Source organism: Polaromonas sp. CG_9.11 (assembly GCF_015752225.1).
GTDB lineage: Bacteria > Pseudomonadota > Gammaproteobacteria > Burkholderiales > Burkholderiaceae_C > Polaromonas.
In genome coordinates, this window is record NZ_JADOVE010000007.1 from 120,489 (window position 1) to 143,666 (window position 23,178).

Annotated in this window: 27 protein-coding genes; 16 read left to right on the forward strand and 11 right to left on the reverse strand. The window is 62.8% G+C overall.

What is annotated here, in order from left to right; translation table 11 throughout:
• Positions 1-8: 8 nt before the first annotated feature.
• From metF to IWX85_RS07960, 5 genes are all read left to right on the forward strand, one after another.
• Entirely contained in the window at positions 9-839 is an 831-nt protein-coding gene (metF, locus tag IWX85_RS07940; protein WP_196869382.1) for a methylenetetrahydrofolate reductase [NAD(P)H], read from the forward strand.
• Complete coding sequence (locus IWX85_RS07945) at positions 839-1,555, forward strand: septal ring lytic transglycosylase RlpA family protein (protein ID WP_196869383.1); 717 nt, start codon at positions 839-841, stop codon at positions 1,553-1,555. Before metF ends, IWX85_RS07945 begins: the two co-directional genes overlap by 1 nt.
• A gap of 279 nt (positions 1,556-1,834) precedes the next feature.
• Complete coding sequence (locus IWX85_RS07950; RefSeq protein WP_231379619.1) at positions 1,835-2,476, forward strand: GbsR/MarR family transcriptional regulator; 642 nt, start codon at positions 1,835-1,837, stop codon at positions 2,474-2,476.
• Positions 2,477-2,478: 2 nt separating this feature from the next.
• Positions 2,479-4,029, forward strand: a complete 1,551-nt coding sequence (locus IWX85_RS07955; RefSeq protein WP_196869384.1) for a cytochrome ubiquinol oxidase subunit I — start codon at positions 2,479-2,481, stop codon at positions 4,027-4,029.
• A complete protein-coding gene (locus IWX85_RS07960) occupies positions 4,022-5,053 on the forward strand; it encodes a cytochrome d ubiquinol oxidase subunit II (RefSeq protein WP_196869385.1) in 1,032 nt (343 codons plus the stop codon). The genes IWX85_RS07955 and IWX85_RS07960 overlap by 8 nt, the downstream gene beginning before the upstream one ends.
• Before the next feature lie 248 nt (positions 5,054-5,301).
• Here the strand turns inward: IWX85_RS07960 and IWX85_RS07965 are convergent, their stop codons facing one another.
• On the reverse strand, positions 5,302-6,318 hold the full coding sequence (locus IWX85_RS07965; protein WP_196869386.1) for a 23S rRNA (adenine(2030)-N(6))-methyltransferase RlmJ: 1,017 nt from the start codon (positions 6,316-6,318) through the stop codon (positions 5,302-5,304).
• Between the two features lie 239 nt (positions 6,319-6,557).
• Here IWX85_RS07965 and rplM point away from each other — a divergent pair, with 239 nt between their 5' ends.
• From rplM to erpA, 3 genes are all read left to right on the forward strand, one after another.
• Positions 6,558-7,001, forward strand: coding sequence for a 50S ribosomal protein L13 (rplM, locus tag IWX85_RS07970; RefSeq protein WP_029527546.1), 444 nt, complete (start codon positions 6,558-6,560; stop codon positions 6,999-7,001).
• Complete coding sequence (rpsI, locus tag IWX85_RS07975) at positions 6,998-7,390, forward strand: 30S ribosomal protein S9 (RefSeq protein WP_026781089.1); 393 nt, start codon at positions 6,998-7,000, stop codon at positions 7,388-7,390. Before rplM ends, rpsI begins: the two co-directional genes overlap by 4 nt.
• 152 nt (positions 7,391-7,542) lie before the next feature.
• Complete coding sequence (erpA, locus tag IWX85_RS07980; protein ID WP_036806313.1) at positions 7,543-7,908, forward strand: iron-sulfur cluster insertion protein ErpA; 366 nt, start codon at positions 7,543-7,545, stop codon at positions 7,906-7,908.
• Between the two features lie 102 nt (positions 7,909-8,010).
• On the opposite strand, the gene IWX85_RS07985 is transcribed toward erpA, so the two are convergent.
• A complete protein-coding gene (locus IWX85_RS07985) occupies positions 8,011-9,150 on the reverse strand; it encodes an anhydro-N-acetylmuramic acid kinase (protein ID WP_196869387.1) in 1,140 nt (379 codons plus the stop codon).
• Between the two features lie 35 nt (positions 9,151-9,185).
• Complete coding sequence (locus IWX85_RS07990; protein ID WP_370584241.1) at positions 9,186-10,580, reverse strand: peptidoglycan DD-metalloendopeptidase family protein; 1,395 nt, start codon at positions 10,578-10,580, stop codon at positions 9,186-9,188.
• A 224-nt stretch (positions 10,581-10,804) separates the two neighbouring features.
• On the opposite strand from IWX85_RS07990, the gene tyrS reads away from it, so the two are divergent.
• Together tyrS and dtd are read left to right on the forward strand one after the other, a co-directional pair.
• On the forward strand, positions 10,805-12,037 hold the full coding sequence (gene tyrS, locus IWX85_RS07995) for a tyrosine--tRNA ligase (protein ID WP_036806309.1): 1,233 nt from the start codon (positions 10,805-10,807) through the stop codon (positions 12,035-12,037).
• A gap of 19 nt (positions 12,038-12,056) precedes the next feature.
• The gene (gene dtd, locus IWX85_RS08000) at positions 12,057-12,521 is read left to right on the forward strand and encodes a D-aminoacyl-tRNA deacylase (protein WP_036806307.1); all 465 of its coding nucleotides are present in this window, start codon (positions 12,057-12,059) and stop codon (positions 12,519-12,521) included.
• 81 nt (positions 12,522-12,602) lie between these two features.
• On the opposite strand, the gene ybeY is transcribed toward dtd, so the two are convergent.
• Together ybeY and IWX85_RS08010 are read right to left on the reverse strand one after the other, a co-directional pair.
• Positions 12,603-13,058, reverse strand: coding sequence for an rRNA maturation RNase YbeY (gene ybeY, locus IWX85_RS08005; protein WP_036806305.1), 456 nt, complete (start codon positions 13,056-13,058; stop codon positions 12,603-12,605).
• Positions 13,048-14,079: a PhoH family protein gene (locus IWX85_RS08010; RefSeq protein WP_196869389.1), complete on the reverse strand. Its 1,032-nt coding sequence runs from the start codon at positions 14,077-14,079 to the stop codon at positions 13,048-13,050. The genes ybeY and IWX85_RS08010 overlap by 11 nt, the downstream gene beginning before the upstream one ends.
• Before the next feature lie 91 nt (positions 14,080-14,170).
• On the opposite strand from IWX85_RS08010, the gene ruvA reads away from it, so the two are divergent.
• The 4 genes from ruvA to ruvB all read left to right on the forward strand — a co-directional run bounded on the left by ruvA (position 14,171) and on the right by ruvB (position 16,533).
• Entirely contained in the window at positions 14,171-14,743 is a 573-nt protein-coding gene (gene ruvA / locus IWX85_RS08015; RefSeq protein WP_036806301.1) for a Holliday junction branch migration protein RuvA, read from the forward strand.
• 75 nt (positions 14,744-14,818) lie between these two features.
• Positions 14,819-15,070: a type II toxin-antitoxin system Phd/YefM family antitoxin gene (locus tag IWX85_RS08020; protein WP_036806298.1), complete on the forward strand. Its 252-nt coding sequence runs from the start codon at positions 14,819-14,821 to the stop codon at positions 15,068-15,070.
• Positions 15,067-15,459 (forward strand): type II toxin-antitoxin system VapC family toxin, encoded by a 393-nt coding sequence (locus IWX85_RS08025; protein WP_036806296.1) that lies wholly within the window; start codon positions 15,067-15,069, stop codon positions 15,457-15,459. Before IWX85_RS08020 ends, IWX85_RS08025 begins: the two co-directional genes overlap by 4 nt.
• 6 nt (positions 15,460-15,465) lie before the next feature.
• Entirely contained in the window at positions 15,466-16,533 is a 1,068-nt protein-coding gene (ruvB, locus tag IWX85_RS08030; protein WP_196869390.1) for a Holliday junction branch migration DNA helicase RuvB, read from the forward strand.
• A 148-nt stretch (positions 16,534-16,681) separates the two neighbouring features.
• Here the strand turns inward: ruvB and IWX85_RS08035 are convergent, their stop codons facing one another.
• Both IWX85_RS08035 and IWX85_RS08040 read right to left on the reverse strand, forming a co-directional pair.
• A complete protein-coding gene (locus IWX85_RS08035) occupies positions 16,682-17,032 on the reverse strand; it encodes a hypothetical protein (protein WP_196869391.1) in 351 nt (116 codons plus the stop codon).
• Entirely contained in the window at positions 17,029-17,883 is an 855-nt protein-coding gene (locus IWX85_RS08040) for a hypothetical protein (protein WP_231379620.1), read from the reverse strand. Before IWX85_RS08040 ends, IWX85_RS08035 begins: the two co-directional genes overlap by 4 nt.
• Before the next feature lie 316 nt (positions 17,884-18,199).
• Here IWX85_RS08040 and IWX85_RS08045 point away from each other — a divergent pair, with 316 nt between their 5' ends.
• The gene (locus IWX85_RS08045) at positions 18,200-18,730 is read left to right on the forward strand and encodes an RcnB family protein (protein WP_051984099.1); all 531 of its coding nucleotides are present in this window, start codon (positions 18,200-18,202) and stop codon (positions 18,728-18,730) included.
• Positions 18,731-18,824: 94 nt separating this feature from the next.
• Positions 18,825-19,952 carry a beta/gamma crystallin-related protein gene (locus IWX85_RS08050; RefSeq protein WP_196869392.1) on the forward strand — a complete coding sequence of 376 codons (1,128 nt, stop codon included), beginning with the start codon at positions 18,825-18,827 and terminating at the stop codon, positions 19,950-19,952.
• 141 nt (positions 19,953-20,093) lie between these two features.
• Here IWX85_RS08050 and IWX85_RS08055 read toward each other — a convergent pair whose 3' ends face one another.
• From IWX85_RS08055 to IWX85_RS08070, 4 genes are all read right to left on the reverse strand, one after another.
• Positions 20,094-20,276, reverse strand: coding sequence for a DUF3606 domain-containing protein (locus IWX85_RS08055; RefSeq protein WP_036806285.1), 183 nt, complete (start codon positions 20,274-20,276; stop codon positions 20,094-20,096).
• A gap of 285 nt (positions 20,277-20,561) precedes the next feature.
• Entirely contained in the window at positions 20,562-20,882 is a 321-nt protein-coding gene (locus IWX85_RS08060) for a hypothetical protein (protein WP_051984098.1), read from the reverse strand.
• Positions 20,883-21,266: 384 nt separating this feature from the next.
• On the reverse strand, positions 21,267-22,463 hold the full coding sequence (locus IWX85_RS08065) for a DSD1 family PLP-dependent enzyme (protein WP_036806282.1): 1,197 nt from the start codon (positions 22,461-22,463) through the stop codon (positions 21,267-21,269).
• Entirely contained in the window at positions 22,460-23,137 is a 678-nt protein-coding gene (locus IWX85_RS08070) for a histidine phosphatase family protein (protein ID WP_196869393.1), read from the reverse strand. Before IWX85_RS08070 ends, IWX85_RS08065 begins: the two co-directional genes overlap by 4 nt.
• Positions 23,138-23,178 lie beyond the last annotated feature (41 nt).

Below are 23,178 nucleotides of genomic sequence, written 5' to 3' on the forward strand. Positions count from 1 at the left end.
AGCCCGCAATGAACATTCCGGTCAGTTTTGAATTTTTCCCGCCCAAGACCCCCGAGGGCGTCGGCAAACTGTGCCTGACGCGCCAGGCGCTGTACGCCTGCCAGCCCGAGTTTTGCTCGGTCACGTTTGGCGCCGGCGGCTCGACGCAAGAGGGCACCTTCAGCACCGTCAAGGCTATTCTTGACGAGGGCGAGGCCGCCGCTTGCCACTTCTCGTGCGTGGGCGCCACCCAGGCGACAGTTCGCGAACAGCTGGCTGCCTTGCGAGCCATGGGCGTCAAGCGGCTGGTAGCCTTGCGCGGCGACCTGCCCAGTGGCTATGGCGCGGGCGGCGAGTTCCATTACGCCAGCGACCTGGTGGCCTTCATCCGGCGTGAGACTGGCGATGCCTTTCACATCGAGGTGGCCGCCTACCCGGAAATCCATCCGCAGGCCAAATCCGCCGACGCCGACCTGCAGGCCTTTGCGGCCAAGGTCAGGGCCGGCGCCGATTCGGCGATCACCCAGTATTTTTTCAACGCCGACGCCTATTTCCGCTTTGTCGACGACGTGCAGCGCCTGGGCGCCGACGTGCCGGTGGTGCCGGGCATCATGCCGATCACCAATGGGGCCCAGCTGATGCGCTTTTCGGACGCCTGCGGGGCCGAAATTCCGCGCTGGATCCGCCTGCGGCTCCAGGGCTTTGGCGACGACACGGCGTCGATCAGGAGCTTTGGCCTGGACGTGATGACCGACCTGTGCGACCAGTTGCGCACGGCGGGTGTGCCGGGCATTCATTTTTATACGATGAACCAGGCGGCAGCGACGTCCGAGATCATTCGCCGGTTGACGCCGGCCTGATGGCGGGGCAGGTCTTCGCTTTCCAGGCTGCCGTCAAGTGCTGGCTGGCGGCAGGTTGTCTTGCACTGCTGGCTGGCTGCGTCACGCCACCTGAACCGCCAGTGCCGGCTGACACGGCACTGGTTTTATCTCCTACGGCGTCCACGGCGTCGACGCCTGCAACGCCTTCATTGGCGCCTGTCGCCGAAACGCCGCGGCCGTCACGCCTGACGGATTTCATTGCCAGGCGCTTTCGCCGGCAAATCGAGTCCGCCGTGCCTGCCGTCGAGGCTGAAACGCCAGCGATGCCAGACATGCCGGTGGATGAAAAATACCAGTTCACCGGCGAAGACGCCCGCGAACTCGAGCGCGGCCACGCTTCGTGGTATGGCGCGCGGTTCCATGGCCGCCGCACCGCCAGCGGCGAAAACTACGACAAATATGCGCTGACGGCGGCGCACAAGACGCTGCCTTTCGGCACCATCGTGCGGGTGCGCAGCCTGGCGCTGGGCCGCGAGGTCGATGTGCGCATCAACGACCGGGGACCGTTTTCCCCGGGTCGGGTGATTGACGTGAGCCAGGCCGCTGCCGAGGCGCTGGGGCTGGTGGGCGCTGGCATTGCCGAGGTGTCGCTGAACGTCGCCAACAGTCCCGGCGACACCACACCTTCGCGTTCACGCAAGAAAAGCGCGCCGCGCCACGCTGCACGCAAGCCTGCCGACCCCTACCGCCACTAGTCTTTCTGCCGCTTCATTCGGTTGACAAACCCAGCCGAGAGTAGGCGCGAAGCCGGAGAAAGTGCTGCAGCACGCGCCAAGTGAAGCAACGGGATACCGGATTGATCTGGAAAGGGAGTCAGCCGTCCGGCGTCCACCAACCCCTGCATGGTTGGGCTTGGCGCAGCCGGTGTTGCCTGCTTATCCGTTTTCGCGCAAGGTCAAACAAAACTGCCAGCGCATCGCTTGCGTGTTTACTAAAATTTCAGTAATTCCTGAAACTTCAGTAGATTGCGTACCATGAACCTTGCTCCCTTGACCCAGCGTTTTGTCCTGCATTTCGGTGAGATGGGCAGTCGCTGGGGCATCAACCGCACCGTGGGGCAGATCTATGCCTTGCTGTATGTCTCGCCCCGGGCACTGAATGCTGACGACATCGGCGACGCGCTGTCGTTTTCGCGCTCCAACGTCAGCATGGGGTTGAAGGAGCTCCAGTCCTGGAACCTGGTCCGGTTGCAGCACCTGCCGGGCGACCGGCGCGAATACTTCCAGGCGCCCGAAGACGTGTGGGCCATTTTCCGCACGCTGGCAGAAGAGCGGCGCAAGCGTGAGATCGACCCGACGCTGTCCATGTTGCGCGATGCGCTGATGGAGCAGCCCAGCGGCGAGGACGACATCCATGCCCAGGCGCGCATGAAGCAGATGCACGACCTGGTCGAACTGATGACCGGCTGGCTGCTTGACGTGCAGAAGATGGATTCGGCGACGCTGGTCAGCCTCATGAAGATGGGTGCGAAAGTGCAAAAGCTGCTGGAAGCCAAGGACAAAGTAGCGAGTACTGTCAAAGCCGGATTCAGGGGTCGTATTTTGCCAATTTCAGCGCCGACACCGGAGTTGGCACTGAAGGCGGCGGTTGCTTTTTCTGATAACGACAGGAGTTGATCATGGATGGACTTGACCCCGTTGTCTTGGCCCGTATTCAGTTCGCGGCCAACATGACCTTTCACATTTTGTTCCCGACGATCAGCATCTCGCTGGCCTGGGTGCTGCTGTTTTTCAAGCTGCGCTTTGTCAAAACCGGCCAGCAACACTGGATGGACGCCTACCAGTTCTGGGTGAAGATTTTTGCGCTGACCTTCGCGCTGGGCGTGGTCAGCGGCATCACCATGAGTTTCCAGTTCGGCACCAACTGGCCGGGTTTCATGGAAACCGTCGGCAATGTGGCCGGTCCTTTGCTGGCCTACGAAGTGATGACGGCGTTCTTCCTGGAAGCCACCATGCTCGGCGTGATGCTGTTCGGCCGGTCCCGCGTCAGTGAACGGATGCACACCATTGCCACGCTGCTGGTGGCCGGCGGCACCACGCTGTCGGCCTTCTGGATACTGGCGCTCAATTCATGGATGCACACGCCGGCCGGCTTTGAAATGATCAACGGCCAGGCGCATGTGACCAGCTGGCTCGAAGTGATCTTCAACCCGTCGTTTCCCTACCGCTTCACGCACATGATGCTGGCGTCGGGCCTCACGGTGGCCTTTCTGGTGGCCGGCATTTCCGCCTACCGCTGGCTGCGCCAGGACCGTGCCGCCGACGTGATGGCCAGCCTGAAGACCGGCATCTACCTGGCCGCCTTCCTGATTCCGCTGCAGATCGTGGCGGGCGACTTTCACGGCCTGAACACGCTGGAGCACCAGCCGGCCAAGCTGGCCGCCATGGAAGGCATCTGGGAAACCCAGAAAGGCGTGCCGGCCGTGCTGTTTGCGCTGCCGGACGAGAAAACCCGGACGAACCGCTATGAAATTGCCATTCCCAAGCTGGCGTCGCTCTACCTGACGCACAGCCTGGACGGCGAGGTCAAGGGGTTGAACGAATTCGAGGGCAAACATCCGCCCGTCGCCCCGGTGTTCTGGGCGTTTCGCATCATGGTCGGCATGGGCCTGCTGATGCTGGCCGTCAGCTGGTCGAGTGTGCTGCAACTGGCGCCCTGGAAGAAGCAAGCCCCCATGCTAGTCGCTTCGCGTACTGCGCTGCCCCCCGAGGGGGCGCTGCGCCTGCGGCCCGGCGAAGCCGGTTCCGCGGCCCTGACTGGGGGGGAAGGGCTTGCCAGCGGCACCATACTTCCTCCTGCACGCGAGTTGAAAACCTGGCAGGCGAGGGCACTGGTGGCCATGACCTTTGCCGGCTGGGTGGCCTTGATTGCCGGCTGGTACACCACAGAAATCGGCCGCCAGCCCTGGCTGGTGTCGGGCGTGCTGACCGCCGCCGACGCGGCCTCGCAGGTGGTGGCGCCCAAGATCGCGCTGACGCTTTTCCTGTACCTGGCCTTGTATGCCGCGCTGATCACAGCCTATGTCTCGGTGGTGTTTTACCTGGCGCGCCACCGCACGCATGCCGACAAGCCCTTCGAGGCCGGCATGGAAGACACGCTCAATCCGGTGAACTACCCGGACCCAAGCGCCGCCCGGAAAGTCAAACCCGCAGGAGCCTCTCATGCTTGACCTTGCTCCCGACCTGACGCAGGCCGCCGGCTGGATGCCGATGGTGTTCCTGGTGGTGATGGGCCTGGCGATGCTGGCCTATGTGGTGCTCGACGGCTACGACCTCGGCGTCGGCGTGCTGATGAACCGCGCCAGCGAAGACCACAAGGACAGCATGATTGCCAGCATCGGCCCCTTCTGGGACGCCAACGAGACCTGGCTGGTGCTGGGCGTGGGCATCTTGCTGACGGTGTTTCCGATGGCGCACGGGGTGATCCTGGGTTCGCTCTACCTGCCGGTGGCGATGATGCTGATCGGCCTGACGCTGCGCGGTGTGGCATTCGACTTTCGCGTCAAGGCGCGCGCTGCGCTCAAGCCGCTCTGGAACCGCGCTTTTTTTGCCGGCTCGGTGCTGGCCAGCTGGAGCCAGGGCTACATGCTTGGCTCGCTGATCACCGGCTTTGACTCAGGCGGCTGGGTCATCGCCTTCAATGCGGTGATTGGCGCGGCGCTGGTGTCGGCCTACTGCCTGCTGGGTGCCGGCTGGCTGATCATCAAGTCCGAAGGCGACCTGCAGTTGCAGGCGGTGCGATGGGGGCGGGCCAGCCTGTTCTTCACCATGACGGGCATTGCCGCAATTTCGGTCGCCACGCCGCTGGTAAGCCAAAACATCTTTGACAAGTGGTTTGGCTTTCCCAACATCGTGCTGCTGCTGCCGATTCCTGCCGCCACCGCCGTGCTGTTCTGGGTGATCTACCGCAGCCTGCAGCGCCTGCCCACGCGGCTGGCACAGGGCAATGAATACGGCGCCTGGGTGCCCTTCGGCGCGACCATCGGGGTGTTTGTGCTGGCGTTCTATGGCCTGGCCTACAGCCTGTTTCCATGGCTCGTGATCGACCGGATCACCATCTGGCAAGCCGCCATTGCACCGGAATCCATGGGCATCATTTTGGTCGGCGCCGCCGTCGTGTTGCCGATGATCATTGGCTACACGGTGTTTGCCTACCGCGTGTTTTGGGGCAAGAGCACCGCGCTGAAATATTAGGCCCCCACGGTCGCCCACTGCGTGTGGCTTCCTGCCCCCCCTAGGGGGCCGCTGCGCCTACGGCCCGGCAAAGCCGGTTCCGTGGCCCCTGCTGGTTAGGAGGAGCGCGCCTACGATCGCGTTCTATTTGTGATTTCTTGGCCCCCCGAGGAGGGGTTGCAAATGCAGCTTGGCAAAACCGGTTTCAAGGCTCGTTGCCGATGTGCGCGTAGCCCTCGGGCTGAGGACGTGTCGTTTGTTGCTGGGGCTCAGCCGCCGTGTTCCAGGGTGAAACCGGCGTTGCGGTCCTGGCCGAGCAGGGCGACCATTTGCGGCAGCGCGGCGTTCAGGTCGGCCTTCAGCGTGTGCGGCGGGTTGATGATGAACATGCCGCTGGCAGGCAGGCCGGGGCGGACCACCTCGCCTTCGGGATCTAGCGTCAGCTTGCTCGACTTGACCGTCAGCGTGGCATGCAGCCAGCTGCGGTGCGCCTTGACTGCCAGGGTTTTCAGCTTGCGCGGCAGGTCGTGGGCTTCGGGGCGCGGAATGATCGGGTACCAGACCACGTAGGTGCCGGTGGCAAAGCGCTTGACGGCGTCCGCCATGCAGGCGGCCACGCGCGCATAGTCGCTCTTCATTTCATAGCTCGGGTCGCACAGCACCATGGCGCGCCGGGCCGGTGGCGGCAAAAAGGTCTTCAGCGCCTCAAAGCCGTCTTCGCGTGCCACCGCCACCTGGCGGCCAACGCCGAGCTGCTCGATGTTGCCGGAAAGCGACTTGAAATCGGTCGGGTGCAGCTCGAACAACTTGAGCTTGTCACGCCCGCTCAGGAATTTTTGTTCGATGAAGGGCGAGCCCGGGTAAATTTTCAGATGCGCCGGATCGCCGGTCTGGGCAAAATGCGGGTTCAGGCTGCGCAGCAGTTCCAGGTAATCCAGCAAAGCCGGCGCCCAGGCGTAGCTGCCAGCTGGAGGCGAGGCGGCATCGGCCGCGGCAGGCGCGGGCTTGGTGTCATTTGCTATTTTTTTGGTAGCTGTACTGGAACGTCCTGCTTGCGCTGGAGCGGATTTTGATGCCAAAATCAGCTTGAAGATACCTTCGCTGGCTTCGCCGCTGGTCTCGGTGTAGTCGCCGTCGAGGCGGTACAGTCCGGCGCCGGCGTGGGTGTCGATCACGGTCAATGCCGTGTCTTTCTGGGTCAGGTACTTCATCAACGCAACCAAGGTGGTGTGCTTGAGAACGTCGGCATGGTTGCCTGCATGGAAGGCGTGGCGGTAGGAAAACATCCCTCTATCGTACCTTCTCGCACGCGAAGACCCTCAAAAATTGACGCCAGCGCTTGATTCTTCATATAATCGCAGGCTCTGCAGCGCACATGTGGTTCCGCGGCAGGGTTGCTTGAAGATTTTTTCTGGACTTGTCCAGAGAACGCCTGCAGGCAAATGACCACCTAAGAGGTTCTCATCAGAGGAACGCCGACCGTGGAAAAGAACCCGACAAACCCTTTTTTCCGAAAAGAAAACTCATGAAAACCTTCAGCGCCAAACCCGCTGATGTGACGCACGAGTGGTTTGTGATTGACGCGACCGACAAGGTCCTCGGACGAGTAGCCAGCGAAGTTGCTCTCCGTTTGCGCGGCAAACACAAGGCCATTTACACGCCTCACATCGACACCGGTGATTTCATCATCATCATCAACGCAGCCCAGCTGCGCGTGACCGGTGCCAAGTCGACCGACAAGATTTACTACCGCCATTCCGGTTATCCAGGCGGCATCACTGCCACCAATTTCCGCGACATGCAAACCAAGTTCCCGGGCCGTGCCCTGGAAAAAGCCGTCAAGGGCATGCTGCCCAAAGGCCCGCTCGGTTACGCCATGATCAAGAAACTCAAGGTGTACGGCGGTGCAGAGCATCCGCATACCGCCCAACAGCCTAAAGTGCTGGAAATCGCAGGAGTCGCCAAATGATCGGTGAATGGAACAACGGCACCGGCCGTCGCAAATCCAGCGTTGCCCGCGTGTTCTTGAAAAAAGGCACCGGCAAGATCACGGTCAACGACAAGGACATCCAGGTGTTCTTCGGTCGCCAGACCTCCATCATGATCTGCCGCCAGCCCCTGTTCCTGACGAACCACGTCGAGACGTTTGACATCATGATCAACGTCCACGGCGGCGGCGAGTCCGGCCAGGCCGGCGCTGTGCGCCACGGCATCACCCGCGCCCTGATCGACTATGACGCAACGCTCAAGCCAGCGTTGAGCCAGGCCGGTTTCGTGACCCGCGATGCCCGTGAAGTCGAACGTAAAAAGGTCGGTTTCCGCTCAGCCCGCCGCCGCAAGCAGTTCAGCAAGCGTTAATTCCGCTTTCCCTGCTTCGCAAAAAGCCGCCTGGTTCGCCGGGCGGCTTTTTTCATTGGGCGTTGCGTTGTGTGTTAAGGCGCGCAGCCGGTATGGTTGATCGATTTACTGTACTATTTCCCCCTATTGCCTATTGATCAACGGAGTTCCCCATGAGTGCAGTTGCCGAAAATATCCAGACCGAAATGCCTTCCCCCTTCGTGTTCACCGACAGCGCGGCCTCCAAGGTGGCCGAACTGATTGCCGAGGAAGGAAACCCCGACCTGAAGTTGCGCGTCTTCGTGCAGGGCGGCGGCTGTTCCGGGTTCCAGTACGGTTTCACCTTCGATGAAATCACCAATGACGACGACACCACCATGACGAAAAATGGCGTATCGCTGTTGATCGACGCCATGAGCTACCAGTACCTGGTCGGTGCGGAAATCGACTACAAGGACGATCTGGAAGGCGCACAGTTCGTGATCAAGAATCCGAACGCCAGCAGTTCGTGCGGTTGCGGATCGAGCTTCTCGGTCTGAGCGGGTGATGTAAGGGCCGTTCACGTTGCCTTTTCGCACAAGCCGCCTTCAGGGCGGCTTTTTCAATTCCAGGAAAATTTTCTCCCATGACCCGAAGCCTGTTCAGGCCGGATACAGCGCCCCCAGCACGCGCGCACCGGCCGCGCCGGTCACGCCGGGCAGGTTGCCCGGCTGGCGCCTGAGCATCTGGCGGGCCAGCCAGGCAAACGCGGCCGCCTCGACCTGCAGCGGTCCCAGGCCGTGCGCATCCGAAGTGCTGACGCGCAGCCAGGGCAATGCCGTCTGCAGGCGCTCAAGCAGATGCAGATTGAAAGCGCCGCCGCCGCAGACAATCAACTCACTGCTCTTTTTTCCATAGCTGCTTACGCCGGCAGTACATGCACAAACCGTCAATTCGGTCAATGTATTCTGAATATCCTCGGGGCGTTCACCGGCAAAGGGCTGGATCTTTTCAGCCAGCCACGCCAGGCTGAAAAGATCGCGCCCCGTACTCTTGGGAATAGGCTGCCCAAAGTAGGGCTCGTCGAGCAGGCGGCCCAGCAGCGCCGGAATCAGCCGGCCGCTTTTGGCCCAGGCGCCGCCTGCGTCAAACGGCTGGCCGGTGTGCCGAAGGCACCAGGCGTCCATCAGGGCATTGCCCGGCCCGCAGTCAAAGCCGACCACAGGCCATGTGGCGCCTGAGGGCGGCAGCACGCTGAGATTCGAAATGCCGCCCAGGTTCAGCACCGCCACGCTGTCATCGCCGTTGCCAAAAATGCCTTGGTGAAAAGCCGGTACCAAGGGCGCACCCTGGCCGCCTGCGGCGACATCGCGGCTGCGGAAATCCGCCACCACATCGATCCCGCTCAGCTCGGCCAACAGGGCGGGGTGGTTGAGCTGGAGTGTGTAGCCCACGCCCGAGGGCGCATTGGAAGTTCGCTGCGGCTGATGCCTGACGGTCTGCCCATGCGCGCCTATTGCCTGGACATGGACGGCGTAAATTCCCTGCGCTTGCGCCTGATGCATCAGGGCGGCAACCACCCGTGCATACACCACCGCCAGTTCGCTGCCTGCCAGTGCAGCGCGATGCAGTTCATTGTGGGAAGGCGCATTGAGCGCCAGCAGTTCGGCCCGGAAGCTGCCGGCAAACGGTTCGCTGGCACTGGCGACGACGCGCAGTCTGTCACCGGAAAAATCGACCATCACGCCATCGGCGCCGTCAAGAGAGGTGCCTGACATCAGGCCGATGAAATAGTCGTGCATGCAGCGATTTTGCCGCAGTCGCCGCCTGTTCCGGCTTATTCGGCGCGCGTCTGGTCGATGGTGGCAGCGGCCTGCAACTGGTTGCGAAAACCATTGGCCAGCTGCCTGAACTGGGGCAGGGCGGCGGCGGGCACCGGAACCACGTCGCTTTGCCGGGCAATCGTCATCGGGTCCTGCTGAACGCCGTTGATGCGCACCTCGAAATGCAGGTGCGGCCCGGTGGCCCAGCCGGTGGCGCCGACCAGGCCGATGGTCTGGCCCTGCGTCACGGTCTGGCCGGCCTGTACATTGATCTTGCTCAGGTGGGCGTAGACGGTTTCCATGTTGTTGCGGTGCTTGACGAAGACCACGTTGCCAAAACCGTTCTGCACACCGGCGAACTCGACCACGCCATCTCCGACGGTGCGGGCCGGTGTGCCGGTGGTGGCGGCAAAGTCGGTGCCGTTGTGGGCTCGCCAGGTTTGCAGCACCGGATGAAAGCGCATCGAGAAGCCGCTGCTGATGCGCGAGAACTCGACCGGGGAACTCAGGAAGGAGCGGCGCAGGCTCTGGCCGTCCAGCGTGTAGTAGCCGCCCTTGAGGGGCACGCCGGCGGTGTCAATGCCCGGCGGCTGGAACCACATCGCCTGGAATGTCTTGCCGCCGTTGACAAACTCGGCCGACAGCACGCGGCCGACGCGCATGGTTTCGCCATCGGCTTCCAGGGTTTCGTACACCACGTTGAAGCGGTCGCCTTTGCGCAGCGAGCGGCGAAAGTCAATGTCGGCCGAGAAGATTTCTGCGATCTGCACGCCGACCCCGTCGGGGATGCGTGCATCGTCGATGGCGGCAAACAGCGTGGACTGGATGGCGGCGCTGGCCAGCTGGGCCGAGCGGGTGTAGGGCGCAGTCTCGATGCGCGATGTAAAGCCTGCGCTGCTGCGCTCGATCACCAGGCGCTGGAACATCTGTTCGTCGTCGCTCGGCCAGCGCATGCTGAGCTTGAGCAACTGCTGGCTGTCATTGGCTTCAACTGTTACATTCTTGCCCGGCTGACCGGCCAGAACCAGTTGCGCATTGGGGTCACTCCGCAGAAAAGCATCGGCTGGTGCGTCATCAAGGTTGAGCCGCCTGAGCAGCGAAGCCGCCGTGTCGCTGCTGCGTGTGGCCTCGGTACGGAACAAGCTGAAGCTGAAGTCGGCGAGCGCTTCGGTCTGGGCTTGAGCTGACGCGGGCGCCAGCGGCTGAATGGCTTCGAGCACCTGGCGGACCGGCAGGTCGGCGGCATCAGGCGCCAGCGGCGCAACACCGAAAGCCGTCACGCCGGTTCCCAGCAGCAGCATGGCCAGGCTGCCGGTGATGCGCCGGGGGTGGCGGCGCAGGCTTTCGCCTACAGCGGTCAATATGCGGGAAAGGGTCAGCGGAACATGAGAGGCGACGGGCAGGCGCAAAACGTAAATCCCAACTAGAGTGCACCGGGCTCTCAGGAGCGGCCGGACAGTGATGACAGGTCGATCGATGCCGTGTCCAGGCGTTTTGCCAGCGCGAGGGGGCATTGAACTCGAAAATTTTGGCTTCCTCGCCAGCGATCAGTAGCGCCTTTAAAATGGCGGCCCGATGTAGGAAAGTCGGAATTATATCTGTCAGACATCCGGCAGCCCCTGGAAAAACCCTTATGAATCAAGAGCTTGTTACAAATAACCCCCTGTCTGAGCATGTCAAGTCGGCGCTGGCAGTCTCCCTGCGGGGCTGCGAAGAGCTGATTCCGCAGGACGAATGGACGCGCAAGCTGGTCCGCAGCGAAGCCACCGGCGTGCCGTTGCGCATCAAGCTCGGGCTGGACCCGACCGCACCCGACATCCACATTGGTCACACCGTGGTGCTGAACAAGATGCGCCAGTTGCAGGACCTGGGCCACACCGTGATTTTCCTGATTGGCGACTTCACCACGCTGATTGGCGACCCGTCGGGGCGCAACAGCACCCGCCCGCCGCTGACAGCCGAGCAGATCAAGCTGAATGCCGAAACCTACTACCGCCAGGCCAGCCTGGTGCTGGACCCGGCCAAAACCGAGATTCGCTACAACAGCGAATGGTGCGACCCGCTGGGTGCGCGCGGCATGATCCAACTGGCATCGCGCTACAACGTGGCGCGCATGATGGAGCGCAACGACTTTCATGACCGCTTCCATGCCGGAACGCCGATCAGCGTGCATGAGTTTTTGTACCCGCTGCTGCAGGGTTATGACTCGGTGGCGCTCAAAAGTGACCTGGAACTTGGCGGCACCGACCAGAAGTTCAATTTGCTGATGGGGCGGCACCTGCAGCAGGAATACGGCCAGGAGCCACAGTGCATCCTGACCATGCCGCTGCTCGAAGGCCTGGACGGCATCGAGAAGATGTCGAAAAGCAAGCACAACTACATCGGCATTTCCGAGGACGCCAACAGCATGTTCGCCAAGGTGCTGTCGATTTCCGACGTGCTGATGTGGAAGTGGTACACGCTGCTGTCGTTCAAAAGCGAAGCCGCCATTGCCGCGCTGAAGACCGAGGTTGAAGGCGGCCGCAACCCCAAGGATGCCAAGGTGGCGCTGGCCAAGGAAATCACGGCGCGCTTTCATTCAGTGGCCGCTGCTGACGCCGCCGAGCAGGATTTCATCAACCGCAGCAAGGGCGGCGTGCCCGACGAGATTCCCGAGGTGCAGCTGGCAGGCGCTCCGATCGGCATTGGGGCACTGCTCAAGGCGGCGGGCCTGGCACCTTCGGGCAGCGAAGCCAGCCGGCTGATTGACGGCGGTGGCGTTCGCGTCGATTCGAGCGTGGTCAGCGACAAGGCGCTGAAACTGCCGGCCGGAGTTTATGTGGTGCAGGTTGGCAAGCGCAAGTTTGCGCGGGTCACGCTGAGCTGATGCGCCGGGCGCAGCGTTCATGAAAGCCGTGCTGCAGCGTGCGGCCGAAGCCCGCGTCGTGGTGAATGGCCAAACCGTTGGCCAGATTGGCCGGGGTTTGCTGGTGCTGGTCTGCGCCGAACGCGGCGACAGCGAAACGCAAGCCGACAAGTTGCTGGCCAAGCTTCTCAAGCTGCGCATCTTTTCGGACGATGCCGGCAAGATGAACCGCAGCGTGCAGGACCTGGACGGGCAGGGCGCGTGCGGCGGGCTGTTGATCGTCAGCCAGTTCACGCTGGCGGCGGATGTGTCGGGGGGCAACCGGCCGAGCTTCACCGGCGCGGCAACTCCCGAAGACGGGCGGCGGCTTTACGATTATTTCGTGGTCCAGGCCCGCAAGCTGCATCCGCAAGTCGAAACCGGCCGGTTCGCCGCCGACATGCAGGTGCACCTGGTCAACGACGGGCCGGTGACGATTCCGCTGCACATCGCGCCTGATGCCTGAAGAACCGGTGGTTGCTATGGTTTAAATAGCTGCTTGCGCCCGTCCTGATTGCGCAAAAGCTGTATTTGATGCAAAAAACTGTCAGCAGTAGGGGTTGTCGATGCCCAAACCGGCCAGGATGTCGATTTCGCAGGCTTCCATTTTTTGCGCCTCCTCGTCGCCGGTTTCGTGGTCCCAGCCTTGCGCGTGCAGCGTGCCATGCACCAGCAGGTGCGCGTAATGCGCCTGCAGGGTCTTGCCGTTATCTTGCGCTTCTCGCGCTACCACTGGTGCGCACAGCACCAGATCGGCCGTGACGACCGGCTCCTGCGTGTAATCGAAGGTCAGCACGTTGGTCGCGTAATCCTTGCCCCGGTAATCGCGGTTCAGCGTCTGGCCTTCTTCCTGGCCGACAATGCGCACGGTGATTTCGGCATCGCTTTGCAGGGCGTGACGAATCCAGCGGGCGACGCTGTGCCGGGGCAAAGCAGCGCGGTGCAGGGCGGCGTCGGGGAATTTTCCGAACTGCAGCGACAAGCTCAGTGAATCAAGAGCCATTTCGGCTCCTGGCGCTCGTCTTGCGGATGGGAGTCGCCAGCACATCAACAGCGTCATCTGCCGCTTCAAGCGCCGCCTTGACATCGTCCCGGTTGCTCGGCGTCTTGTCGTAGGCGTCCACAATGCGCGCCACCAGCGGGTGCCGCACCACGTCGGCGCTGGTCAGCCGGGTGATGGCAATGCCCTGCACGCGTTTGAGCACGCGTTCGGCATCGATCAGCCCGCTCATCTGCGTACGCGGCAAATCGACCTGGCTCACATCGCCGGTCACCACCGCCTTGCTGCCAAAACCGATGCGCGTCAGGAACATCTTCATCTGCTCGGGCGTGGTGTTCTGTGCCTCGTCCAGGATCACGAAGGCATGGTTCAGCGTGCGCCCGCGCATGAAAGCCAGCGGCGCAATCTCGATCTGCTGGCGCTCGAAGGCCTTTTGCACGCGCTCGAAACCCATCAACTCGTGCAGCGCGTCGTACAGCGGCCGCAGGTAGGGATCGACCTTTTGCGCCATGTCGCCGGGCAAAAAGCCCAGGCGCTCACCGGCCTCGACCGCCGGGCGCGTCAGGACAATGCGCTGCACCGTGCTGCGTTCCAGCGCATCGACCGCGCAAGCCACCGCCAGATAGGTCTTGCCAGTGCCGGCCGGGCCGATGCCGAAGGTGATGTCGTGCGCGGCAATATTTTCCAGGTACGTGCCCTGGTTGACGGTGCGCGCGCGCAAATCAGCGCGGCGCGTCGTCAGCGTGATGCCGCCTTCGGTCGTGTTCAGCGCCATGTCGCCGGCCAGCATCAGCTGCACGGTTTCCGGTTCGATCGGCCGCTGGGCGATTTCATACAGCGCCTGCAGCACTTCCAGCGCCTGGGTCGCGCGCAGCTTGGTGCCGTCGATCTTGAACTGCTCGAAGCGGTGCGCAATCGTCACCTGCAGCCCCGCCTCGATGGTGCGGATGTGGATGTCCATGGGCCCGCACAGGTTGGCCATACGGGTGTTGTTGGGCGGCGTGAAAGTGTGGCGAAGCATCAAGATCAGGGTTTCCTAAAGCAGTCAAAACAGGGCGGTAAAAGGCGATTGTCTGCCTAAATCCGCGCCGCTGGCCGGCTGCTAAGATTTGCCCATGATCGGAAGACTCACTGGCCAGCTGGCCGAAAAAAATCCGCCCGAAATCCTGGTGGACTGCCATGGCGTCGGCTACGAAGTGCTGGTGCCCATGAGCACCTTCTACAACCTGCCGGGGCTGGGCGAGAAGGTCAGCCTGCACACCCATTTCATCGTGCGCGAGGATGCGCAATTGCTTTACGGCTTTGGCAGCACCGCCGAACGCGCCGCGTTTCGCCTGTTGATCAAGATCACCGGCATTGGCCCGCGCATGGCGCTCAGCGTGCTCAGTGGCATGAGCGTGGCCGATCTGGCGCAGGCGGTGACCCTGCAAGAGACCGGCCGCATCATCAAGGTGCCGGGCATCGGCAAGAAAACCGCCGAACGCTTGCTGCTGGAACTCAAGGGCAAGCTCGGCGCCGACATTGGCGCGCAGGTCAGCGTGAGCAACGAAGCGCAGCTCGACATCCTGCAGGCGCTGGTCGCGCTGGGCTACAGCGACAAGGATGCCGCCCTGGCATTGAAAGCCCTGCCGCAGGACGTGGGCGTGAGCGACGGTATCAAGCTGGCGCTGAAGAGTCTGGGGAAATAAATCCGCACGGTCAGCTTGATCCATTTTTCCATTGGATTGATTAAACTAACCCGACTTGGTCCACAAGAGCCCTTGATGCAAACCGTCAACATCCACGAAGCCAAAACCCATTTGTCGCGCCTCGTCGAGCGTGCCTCCAAAGGCGAATCCTTCATCATTGCCAAGGCGGGCAAGCCCATGGTGCGGGTGGTGCCGATAGAGCCCGAGACGCCGCACACGCCGGCGCGGTTGGGCTTCATGCGGGGCAAGGGGAAAATCCCTGAAGACTTCGACACGATGTATGCCAAGGAAATCGAAGACCTGTTCAATGGCGACGGCACGCCGTGAGCCAGCGGCTTTTGCTCGACACCCACCTGCTGTTATGGGCGGCCTTGTTTCCAGAGCGCCTGCCTGAAAAAGCAGACCGGCTGATGCGTGATACGGCGAATACGCTGTATTTCAGCGCCGCCAGCATTTGGGAAATCAACATCAAGCTGAGTCGGCCACGCAAGGATCTGGCGATTGATGTCCAGGAGTGGCGAGCCGGCATGCTGGCCAACGGCTATCAGGAGCTTGGCATCACTTCCTTGCACGCCATGGACGTTCGCAACCTTCCCGATCTGCACAAAGACCCGTTTGACCGCTTGCTGCTGGCCCAGGCGATGCGCGAAGACCTGACGCTGGTCACGGCCGATGCTCTGCTGGCCAGCTACCCCGGCCCTATTTTGAAGGTCTGAAAAACCATGAGTATCCAAACCGACGACTTCGACATGGCCGACCTGCCGCCTGCCCGGCGCATGCTCTCTAGCGCCCCGGCTTCGCCCAAGGAAGAGGCCATCGAGCGCGCGCTGCGGCCCAAGCTGTTCGACGACTATGTCGGACAGGCCAAGGCCCGCGAGCAACTGGAAATCTTCATCGGCGCGGCGAACAAGCGCGGCGAGGCGCTGGACCATGTGCTACTGTTCGGCCCGCCGGGCCTGGGCAAGACCACGCTGTCGCACATCATTGCGCACGAACTGGGCGTGAACATGCGCCAGACCTCGGGGCCGGTGCTGGAAAAGCCCAAGGACCTGGCCGCGCTCTTGACCAACCTCGAAAAAAACGATGTGCTGTTCATCGACGAAATCCACCGCCTGAGCCCGGTGGTCGAGGAAATCCTCTACCCGGCGCTGGAGGACTACCAGATCGACATCATGATCGGCGAAGGCCCGGCGGCGCGTTCCATCAAGCTCGACTTGCAGCCGTTCACGCTGGTCGGCGCCACCACGCGCGCCGGCATGCTGACCAACCCGCTGCGCGACCGCTTCGGCATCGTCGCCCGGCTGGAGTTCTACACACCCGAGGAACTGGCGCGCATCGTTAAGCGCAGCGCCGGCCTGCTCAATGCGCCGATGGACGAGGCCGGCGGTTTTGAAATCGCCCGGCGCTCGCGTGGCACGCCGCGCATTGCCAACCGGCTGCTGCGCCGGGTGCGCGACTATGCCGATGTGAAAGGCAGCGGCACCATCACGCTGGACATTGCCAACCGTGCGCTGGCGATGCTGGACGTTGATCCGCTGGGGTTTGACCTGATGGACCGCAAGTTCCTGGAGGCGCTGATCCACCGCTTCGACGGCGGCCCGGTCGGGCTGGACAACATTGCCGCCAGCATTGGTGAGGAGCCCGGCACGATTGAAGACATGATCGAGCCCTACCTGATCCAGCAGGGCTTCATCCAGCGCACGCCGCGCGGGCGCATCGCCACGCTGGCGGCGTATCGGCACCTGGGTGTGGCGCCGCCGCAGTCGGGCGATGGGCTGTTTGGCACGTGACCGGGCGCTGGTTGGGTTATCAAATCAGGCGCTTGCGCAGGTTGGGCTTGAATAAAAAGCTATTGAAAACATAGCAATCTGTTTGTCAGCCCCGCTGAGTTTGCCTGACGCATCCCTTGCGCCCGAGCTGCCCGGCCAGCGGCCGGGTTCAACCGCCCTGCGGGGCATAAGCGGGGCGAACGCGCGATTTTTTCACGCGCCCTGACGGGTCGAACAAAATGACGAGTTCAGCATTGGCCGCCTCGCTCCTGAGCGGATTCTGGCGGTAAACCCAGACTTCATAAGCGCTGTCGAACCGCACCACGGTGGCTGGGCCGAGTACCGCCAGCACATCGTCTTTGCTGGACTGGCCAAGCACGACTGCCCCGCTCGCGGCCTGCATCGACAGCCCGGGATCGCGAAATAGCCCGGCCGTGCCGGAGGCGTTGAACGGCCCGGCGCAACCGGCCAGCCACAGGCACGCGACCATCAGCCAAGGCTGGATGGCGCCGGTCTTCATTCGTCCTCCATGTATTCAAATTCGACGCGCGTGTCGTCCGGCCAGCTGCGGTCGCCGAGCGGCAAGACATAGGTGCGGTCCACCAACACCTCGCAATCGCAATAGGGCAGTTCGTCCTTCAGCTTGGGATCGTCGCTGGCGGCCGCGTAGAGCATGTCGATGGGCAGAATTTCGCGGCGCGGGCCGGCCACCAGCGCGACGCTGAACAGTGGCCGGTCGGCAAAGAACAGGTAGAGCGGCACCTGCCTGTCGCAGTAGGCCGGCGTGTCCAGCACGGCCTTGACCATCCGGCCCACGAGGTTGCTCGGGTTGGAAATCAGGCCGGCTTCCATGCCCACCCGGCATTCCATCCGGAGGTCTCCAAGGCGCCGGGTGTCGGGCGGCAGACCGGGCGTTTTGATCTGGCTGCGCCAGGTCATGCTTTGCGCCCTCCGGTTGGGCGACACCTGGGCGTTTTCGTCATAGGCTTTCTGGCTGCGCGCCAGCGTGAAGGTCTGGTCCGGCGCAATCGGCACCCCGAAATCCACCGTGGAGCCGACCACTTCCATCTCGATGCGCTGCATGTTGGTGTCAGGCCGGCGCGGCAGCAGCTTGAAGCGCAGCGTCGCGTCGGGAGACCGAAGGCCGCGCTCCTGGTCGAACAGGTCCATTGCGCTGATCATTTTCCGGTAGGATTTTTCGACAGGGTCGGGGTTCGCCTTGGCCGAGATCGTGACCGTCGGGAGATCGCCGCCGGTTGTACCCTGCGCGACCGCGTTCAAGCAGGCGGATGCGGCAAGGCATGTCCATGCCACCGGCTTCACGAAGCGCAGGAAAAACAGACAGTTTGCGGACACCTTGGCAGTCGGCATGGCATTTTCCTTGACACAGCAGGACATGGTAGGCCGCCGCATGCAACGGCCCTGTAGGACGCTGCCAGCGTTATCGGGGGGGGCGCGTTGCTGGCGTCTGCGCCATGCCCGTTCGATCGGTTGTTTCCTCTTTTCAGAAGCATTCAGGGGCATCGGCCGCGTCCGTGTTTCATCCCGTGCGCAGACCCGGAACGCCGGCATTGCCTGGCGGCCGGCTGACTATCCATCGGTCTTTACATTCCTCTTTACCTTCCGACGGGTCAACTTTCATGCACTGGCAGCCGTTAAACAGGTTTACCACGGCCTGGACAACACAATGACCCGTTTTACCCACTCCCATCGCCTCGTTGCGCTGGCCATTGCGTCGCTTTTCATGGCAGGGTCCAGCTTTGCAAAAGACCACGGCGACGAGGAACACGGCAGGGACAAGCAAAAGGACAAGGGCCACGGCAAGCATGCCGAGGTGCACAAGGTCAAGCCGCAAAAGGAGCAGCAACATGCCGTGCAGCGCCAGCGGCAGGAAATCAGCCCAGGTGCGTATTTCAATGACCAGCAGCGCACCTATGCGCGCCAGTACTACAGCCAGAACTACGGACACGGCAGGAATTGCCCGCCCGGCCTGGCCAAAAAGCACAACGGCTGCATGCCTCCGGGCCAGGCCCGGAACTGGTCTGTCGGCCAGCCGGTACCCCGGGGCGTGACGGTTTACTCGGTCGCCCCGCCGGTGCTTCGTCGCCTGCCTCCGGCGCCCTACGGCTACCGGTATGCACGCATTGGCGGCGACATCGTTCTGGTGCAGCAGCAAAACAACCTGATCGTTGACATCATCGTGGGCTTGCTCGGCTGAACAGAAAAAGCCGTGAAAAACGGCCATTCGCTGCAGAACACGTATTAACCCCAGACTGGTGACCCCCACCCGTATTTCCAACCGGAAAACCCACATGACATCATTCCTCAAGACAACCCTGGCGATTGCGGCGCTGTTGGCGGCTGGCCAGGCCATGGCACAGGCCACGTTCTACCAGGACGACAATTACCAGGGCGCCACCTTCACCACCGACCGGCCCGTCGAAAACCTCAGGCAGTCCGGCTTCAATGGCAAGGCAGCATCGGTCATCGTTTCCGGCAAGCTGTGGGAAGTGTGCGACCGGCCGCGCTTTGGCGGCCACTGCACGGTGCTGCGCCCTGGCCAGTACCCGTCGCTGGCGGCGCTGGGACTGGCGCAGCGCGTGGCGTCTGTCCGCGCCGTGGACCGCAATGAACGGATCGATGAAAGCCGTTACGCGCCAGTGGCAGCTGCCGTGCCGACCAACGCCCAGGTGATTTTTTACGCGAATGAAAACTTCCAGGGCCAGTCGTTCACTGCGCAGAGCCAGATTGACGATTTCACCCGCTACGGCTTCAACGACCGGGCTTCCTCGGTGGTGGTGCTGGGTGACCAGTGGGAGGTGTGCGAAAACGTCCGGTTCAGCGGCCGTTGCGTGGTGCTGCGGCCTGGCCGCTATGCCTCGCTGGTGTCCATGGGCATGGAGGACCGGGTGTCGTCGATCCGCGGCGTGGCGGCCAATGCGCGGGTCGGCAATGAGCGTTATGCGCCGCTGCCGGCGCCGGTGTACGACAACCGCCGCCGCAGCGAGGAGCGCCTTTACGACGTCGAGGTCACGTCCGTGCGCGCCGTGCTGGCCGCGCCCGAAAAGCGCTGCTGGATAGAGCGTGAGCCGGTGGCGGCACAGCCAGGCACTAATTACAACATTGGCGGCGCCCTTGTTGGCGCCCTGATTGGCGGCGTGCTCGGCCATCAGGTAGGCGGCGGAACCGGCAAACAGATCGCCACGGTTGGCGGCGCGGTGGCAGGTGCGGCGGTCGGCGCCAACGTGGGCCGTAATGCGGGAGCCAGTCCGCAGATGGCTGGCCAGGATGTGCAGAAGTGCGAAACGGGGCCAAGCCAGGCCAAGACGGAGTTTTGGGACGTGAGCTATACCTTCCGGGGCCAGGAGCACACGATTCAGACCACGTCGCAGCCTGGCAGGACCATCACGGTGAATGGCCAGGGCGAGCCTCGAGTCTGAGCGCAAGCGCCGCAGCCACAGCTTTTGGATTGACGTGAAGTAACCTGACACGAACGGGCGGGCTGAATTTTTCAGCCGGCCTTTTTGGTCATGTTCTTCTGCCGCGCCCGGTGTGCCCGGGGAGCACCGTTTCCCTTGTGCTTATTTGCGCGACGCCAGATGCTCGCGCACGGCCGTGACGTGTTCGCCGACCTGGGTGACTGCCTGCGCCAGTTCGGGCTCGGTGCAGTGGAGTTCCTTGCTCCAGTAGGCAAGTTCTTCCCGGTCAATGATGTCGATGCGACCGGGGTCCAGCGGTTTGAAATGGGGTGGACGGTCGGGCATGCGAGCTCCTGTGGGTTGTTCAATTTCCAAATCAATTCCGGTATGGCTATGCCTGGCCTGGCCGCACAGCACTTTTTGCGGCTCCGGCTCCAGTCCCGGACAGATTTAAAACAAAGTCTGGTTGCGCGCCGAAACGATTCCAGGAGCCTGGGCGGCAAAAGGTATGCATGGAGAAAAGGCGGTGAAAAATGGACCGGTGCGGCCGCTTTGCAGCGCACGTCCTTTCTGCCGACCAGACTCCTGGCGTCCCTGCCACGAGGCAATACCTTCATGCGGACCGATGGCTCAGCCCCTGTCCGCCCGGCCTGTCCTGCCCTGGATTCTGCCGGGGCTGGCGTCTGACACGCCGGCCATCGTGCCCACTGCTGGGCAGTGCTGGTCGTCGTTGACGTACACCAGGGTCGCGCCCTGGCCAAAGCGCTGGGGCACGGTCCGATGGTATTCATACCGTGTGTCCACCGGGGCCTCGCTGGACTGGTGGATCAGACTGCCCGCAGGGTTGTACACGCTGTAGCAGCCTGCATGGGCTGACATCGACAGGCCACAGGCCGCAAGAATGGCAAAAACGTTTTTCAAGGTCAGGCTCCAATTGTCGGATTTGATCATGGGCAGTCCCCCGGCAGTGCACTGTAGGACTTGCGAGCATTTCGCGGGCTTCGGCATGCCTGAAATTTCAATGCCCCGGCGCCGGCTTTATAGGCTGGAATCAGGCGTAAATTCAGGACGAAGTCGTTCCGATGCCTGCACATACCCGGCGTGACCGTGGCCGGATGCCGGAGCGTCCGGGGCATGCATCCGGAACGCATCGGGACGGTTGACAGCTTGGTCCGATTCTCGCAGGACCAAGCGCTGGTGCATTGCAATCCCAATTAAACACGATCTCAGCCTAGCTTCGCCATGGCATGCTGTGGGACTGATAAGTTTTTTGCTATTAATTTAATAGCCTCTTGTGTTGGCCAACAGTGCGGGAAAGCCCTATTTTCTTGAGTTTCAGGTGATCGCGCCACGCGCATCCACCTGGAGGATGCGTTCAACGGTGCCGCTTTTCAGCCCGCCGCTCACGCCGATCATCACGTCATGCAGGTTCACGGTCGGGTCGCAATGGCCGGGAATCAGCCACAACAGCTGGCCCAGGTCGGGCAGGCGGGTGTGGCCGGCCGACGGCCGCAAGATGCCGTGTTCGTCGCCGCCGTTGAAGTAGTCCAGACCGCCCTGGCCATCAAAGGCATGCACCTGGGGCAGGCCGGAGTCGATGGCGTGGCTCTTGTGGCCGGCGTCGCACACCGCGTGGCTGGCATGGCCGCTGATGACCTGTGTCCTGACGAACAGGGCGTGCTCGAAGCAGGGCTGCACCGGGTCGCGCTGGTTCTGCGCATAGTCGGCATCCATGAAGATGAAGGAGCCGGCCTGCAATTCCCCATAAACACCGCTGGCGGCCTCCAGCGCAAAGCTGCCGGTTCCGGCGCCGGTCACCAGCCCTGGCGCGATGCCCTCGGCCTTGAGCAACTGGCAGGTCAACTCGACCGCCTTCATGGCATCGGCGGCGGCCATGCGCCGCTCCTGTATGTTGCGTACGTGCTGGACCTTGCCATGGTAGGCCTGCAGTCCGGCAAAACGCAGCGCCGGATGCTTGCGGATTTCCAGTGCCAGCAGGACCGCGTCCGGCCCGGGCTGAACGCCGCAGCGGCCCTGGCCGACGTCGATCTCGACAAATACGTCGATCACCGTGGCTGCGTTCGGTGTGCCGTTGCGCGAGCCCGTCCGGGCCTCGGTCATCGCCTGCGCCAGCCGGCCCACGCCTTCCAGGCTGTCCACGGCAATGGCGATCTGTCCACCCTGCCCGGCCACGGCCTGCGTCAGGGCTGCCACCCGCGCCAGCTTGGCCGGCGCGATCACCTCGTTGCTGATGTACACATCATTCACCCCGCCGGCGACCATGATCTCGGCCTCGGAGGTCTTCTGCACGCACACGCCGACGGCGCCGGCCTTGACCTGCATCTTGGCCAGCAGCACGCACTTGTGCAGCTTGGCATGGGGGCGCCACAGGACGTGGTGTTTTTTGGCGAATTCGGCCATCCGGCCCAGGTTGCGTTTCATGGCGTCCAGGTCAATCACCAGGGCCGGGGTGTCGATGTCGTGGACGGATTTGCCGATCAACTCGGACAGGTAAGGCGCAGGTTTGTTCATCGGGTGCCGGTGCCCGCAGCAGCCGGACCGGCGGCGAACAGGCCGTCATCCAGCGACTCGTCGTCCAGGTGCTGGGTGTCTGCCCAGCCCACCAGGCTGAAGCCCTGTGGCGTCCAGAGCAAGCGGTTGATGGCCGCGTTGCCCAGCGTCCAGGTGCGTGGCGCCTGAATGTGCAGGCGCGTGGCCGCGCGGTAAAGCACATCCATCACGCCGCCGTGGCCAACCACCGCGATCAACTCGCCTGGATGCCTGGCGGCCAGCCGCTCGACGGCCTCGACTACCCGGAGATTCAGGTCTTGCAGCGACTCGCCGCCGGTTGGGGCAAATTCCGGATCGCGTTTGCGCCAGCGCATCGACTGGTCGGGCAGCAGGGCCTCGATCTCGGCAAAGGTCTTGCCTTCGAAGTCGCCAAAGCCGCGTTCGCGCAGGCCGGTTTCAGCGTTGACTGGCAGCCCGTGCGCGCGCCCCAGGTACTCCGCCGTTTCCCAGGCACGCACCAGGTCGCTGGCGTACACCGCCGTGATCGGCTCATGCTTCAGCGCCCGCGCCATGCGGGCAGCCTGCACGCGGCCGGTGGCGTTCAGGGGAATGTCGAGGCGGCCCTGGATGCGGGTGTCCACATTCCAGGTGGTTTCGCCATGGCGGATGGCAATGATGCGGGTCGGTTCAAGCATGGGGTAAGTGCCGGTTGACGGAAAAGGTCAAGGTGAAAAAA

What these genes read in the sequence shown, in the direction of transcription:
- metF (WP_196869382.1), top strand. Translation starts at nt 9, where the DNA reads ATGAACATTCCGGTCAGTTTTGAATTTTTCCCGCCCAAGACCCCCGAG.
- IWX85_RS07945 (WP_196869383.1), top strand. Translation starts at nt 839, where the DNA reads ATGGCGGGGCAGGTCTTCGCTTTCCAGGCTGCCGTCAAGTGCTGGCTG.
- IWX85_RS07950 (WP_231379619.1), top strand. Translation starts at nt 1,835, where the DNA reads ATGAACCTTGCTCCCTTGACCCAGCGTTTTGTCCTGCATTTCGGTGAG.
- IWX85_RS07955 (WP_196869384.1), top strand. Translation starts at nt 2,479, where the DNA reads ATGGATGGACTTGACCCCGTTGTCTTGGCCCGTATTCAGTTCGCGGCC.
- IWX85_RS07960 (WP_196869385.1), top strand. Translation starts at nt 4,022, where the DNA reads ATGCTTGACCTTGCTCCCGACCTGACGCAGGCCGCCGGCTGGATGCCG.
- IWX85_RS07965 (WP_196869386.1), bottom strand. Translation starts at nt 6,318, where the DNA reads ATGTTTTCCTACCGCCACGCCTTCCATGCAGGCAACCATGCCGACGTT.
- rplM (WP_029527546.1), top strand. Translation starts at nt 6,558, where the DNA reads ATGAAAACCTTCAGCGCCAAACCCGCTGATGTGACGCACGAGTGGTTT.
- rpsI (WP_026781089.1), top strand. Translation starts at nt 6,998, where the DNA reads ATGATCGGTGAATGGAACAACGGCACCGGCCGTCGCAAATCCAGCGTT.
- erpA (WP_036806313.1), top strand. Translation starts at nt 7,543, where the DNA reads ATGAGTGCAGTTGCCGAAAATATCCAGACCGAAATGCCTTCCCCCTTC.
- IWX85_RS07985 (WP_196869387.1), bottom strand. Translation starts at nt 9,150, where the DNA reads ATGCACGACTATTTCATCGGCCTGATGTCAGGCACCTCTCTTGACGGC.
- tyrS (WP_036806309.1), top strand. Translation starts at nt 10,805, where the DNA reads ATGAATCAAGAGCTTGTTACAAATAACCCCCTGTCTGAGCATGTCAAG.
- dtd (WP_036806307.1), top strand. Translation starts at nt 12,057, where the DNA reads ATGAAAGCCGTGCTGCAGCGTGCGGCCGAAGCCCGCGTCGTGGTGAAT.
- ybeY (WP_036806305.1), bottom strand. Translation starts at nt 13,058, where the DNA reads ATGGCTCTTGATTCACTGAGCTTGTCGCTGCAGTTCGGAAAATTCCCC.
- ruvA (WP_036806301.1), top strand. Translation starts at nt 14,171, where the DNA reads ATGATCGGAAGACTCACTGGCCAGCTGGCCGAAAAAAATCCGCCCGAA.
- IWX85_RS08020 (WP_036806298.1), top strand. Translation starts at nt 14,819, where the DNA reads ATGCAAACCGTCAACATCCACGAAGCCAAAACCCATTTGTCGCGCCTC.
- ruvB (WP_196869390.1), top strand. Translation starts at nt 15,466, where the DNA reads ATGAGTATCCAAACCGACGACTTCGACATGGCCGACCTGCCGCCTGCC.
- IWX85_RS08035 (WP_196869391.1), bottom strand. Translation starts at nt 17,032, where the DNA reads ATGAAGACCGGCGCCATCCAGCCTTGGCTGATGGTCGCGTGCCTGTGG.
- IWX85_RS08040 (WP_231379620.1), bottom strand. Translation starts at nt 17,883, where the DNA reads ATGCCGACTGCCAAGGTGTCCGCAAACTGTCTGTTTTTCCTGCGCTTC.
- IWX85_RS08045 (WP_051984099.1), top strand. Translation starts at nt 18,200, where the DNA reads ATGACCCGTTTTACCCACTCCCATCGCCTCGTTGCGCTGGCCATTGCG.
- IWX85_RS08050 (WP_196869392.1), top strand. Translation starts at nt 18,825, where the DNA reads ATGACATCATTCCTCAAGACAACCCTGGCGATTGCGGCGCTGTTGGCG.
- IWX85_RS08055 (WP_036806285.1), bottom strand. Translation starts at nt 20,276, where the DNA reads ATGCCCGACCGTCCACCCCATTTCAAACCGCTGGACCCCGGTCGCATC.
- IWX85_RS08060 (WP_051984098.1), bottom strand. Translation starts at nt 20,882, where the DNA reads ATGATCAAATCCGACAATTGGAGCCTGACCTTGAAAAACGTTTTTGCC.
- IWX85_RS08065 (WP_036806282.1), bottom strand. Translation starts at nt 22,463, where the DNA reads ATGAACAAACCTGCGCCTTACCTGTCCGAGTTGATCGGCAAATCCGTC.
- IWX85_RS08070 (WP_196869393.1), bottom strand. Translation starts at nt 23,137, where the DNA reads ATGCTTGAACCGACCCGCATCATTGCCATCCGCCATGGCGAAACCACC.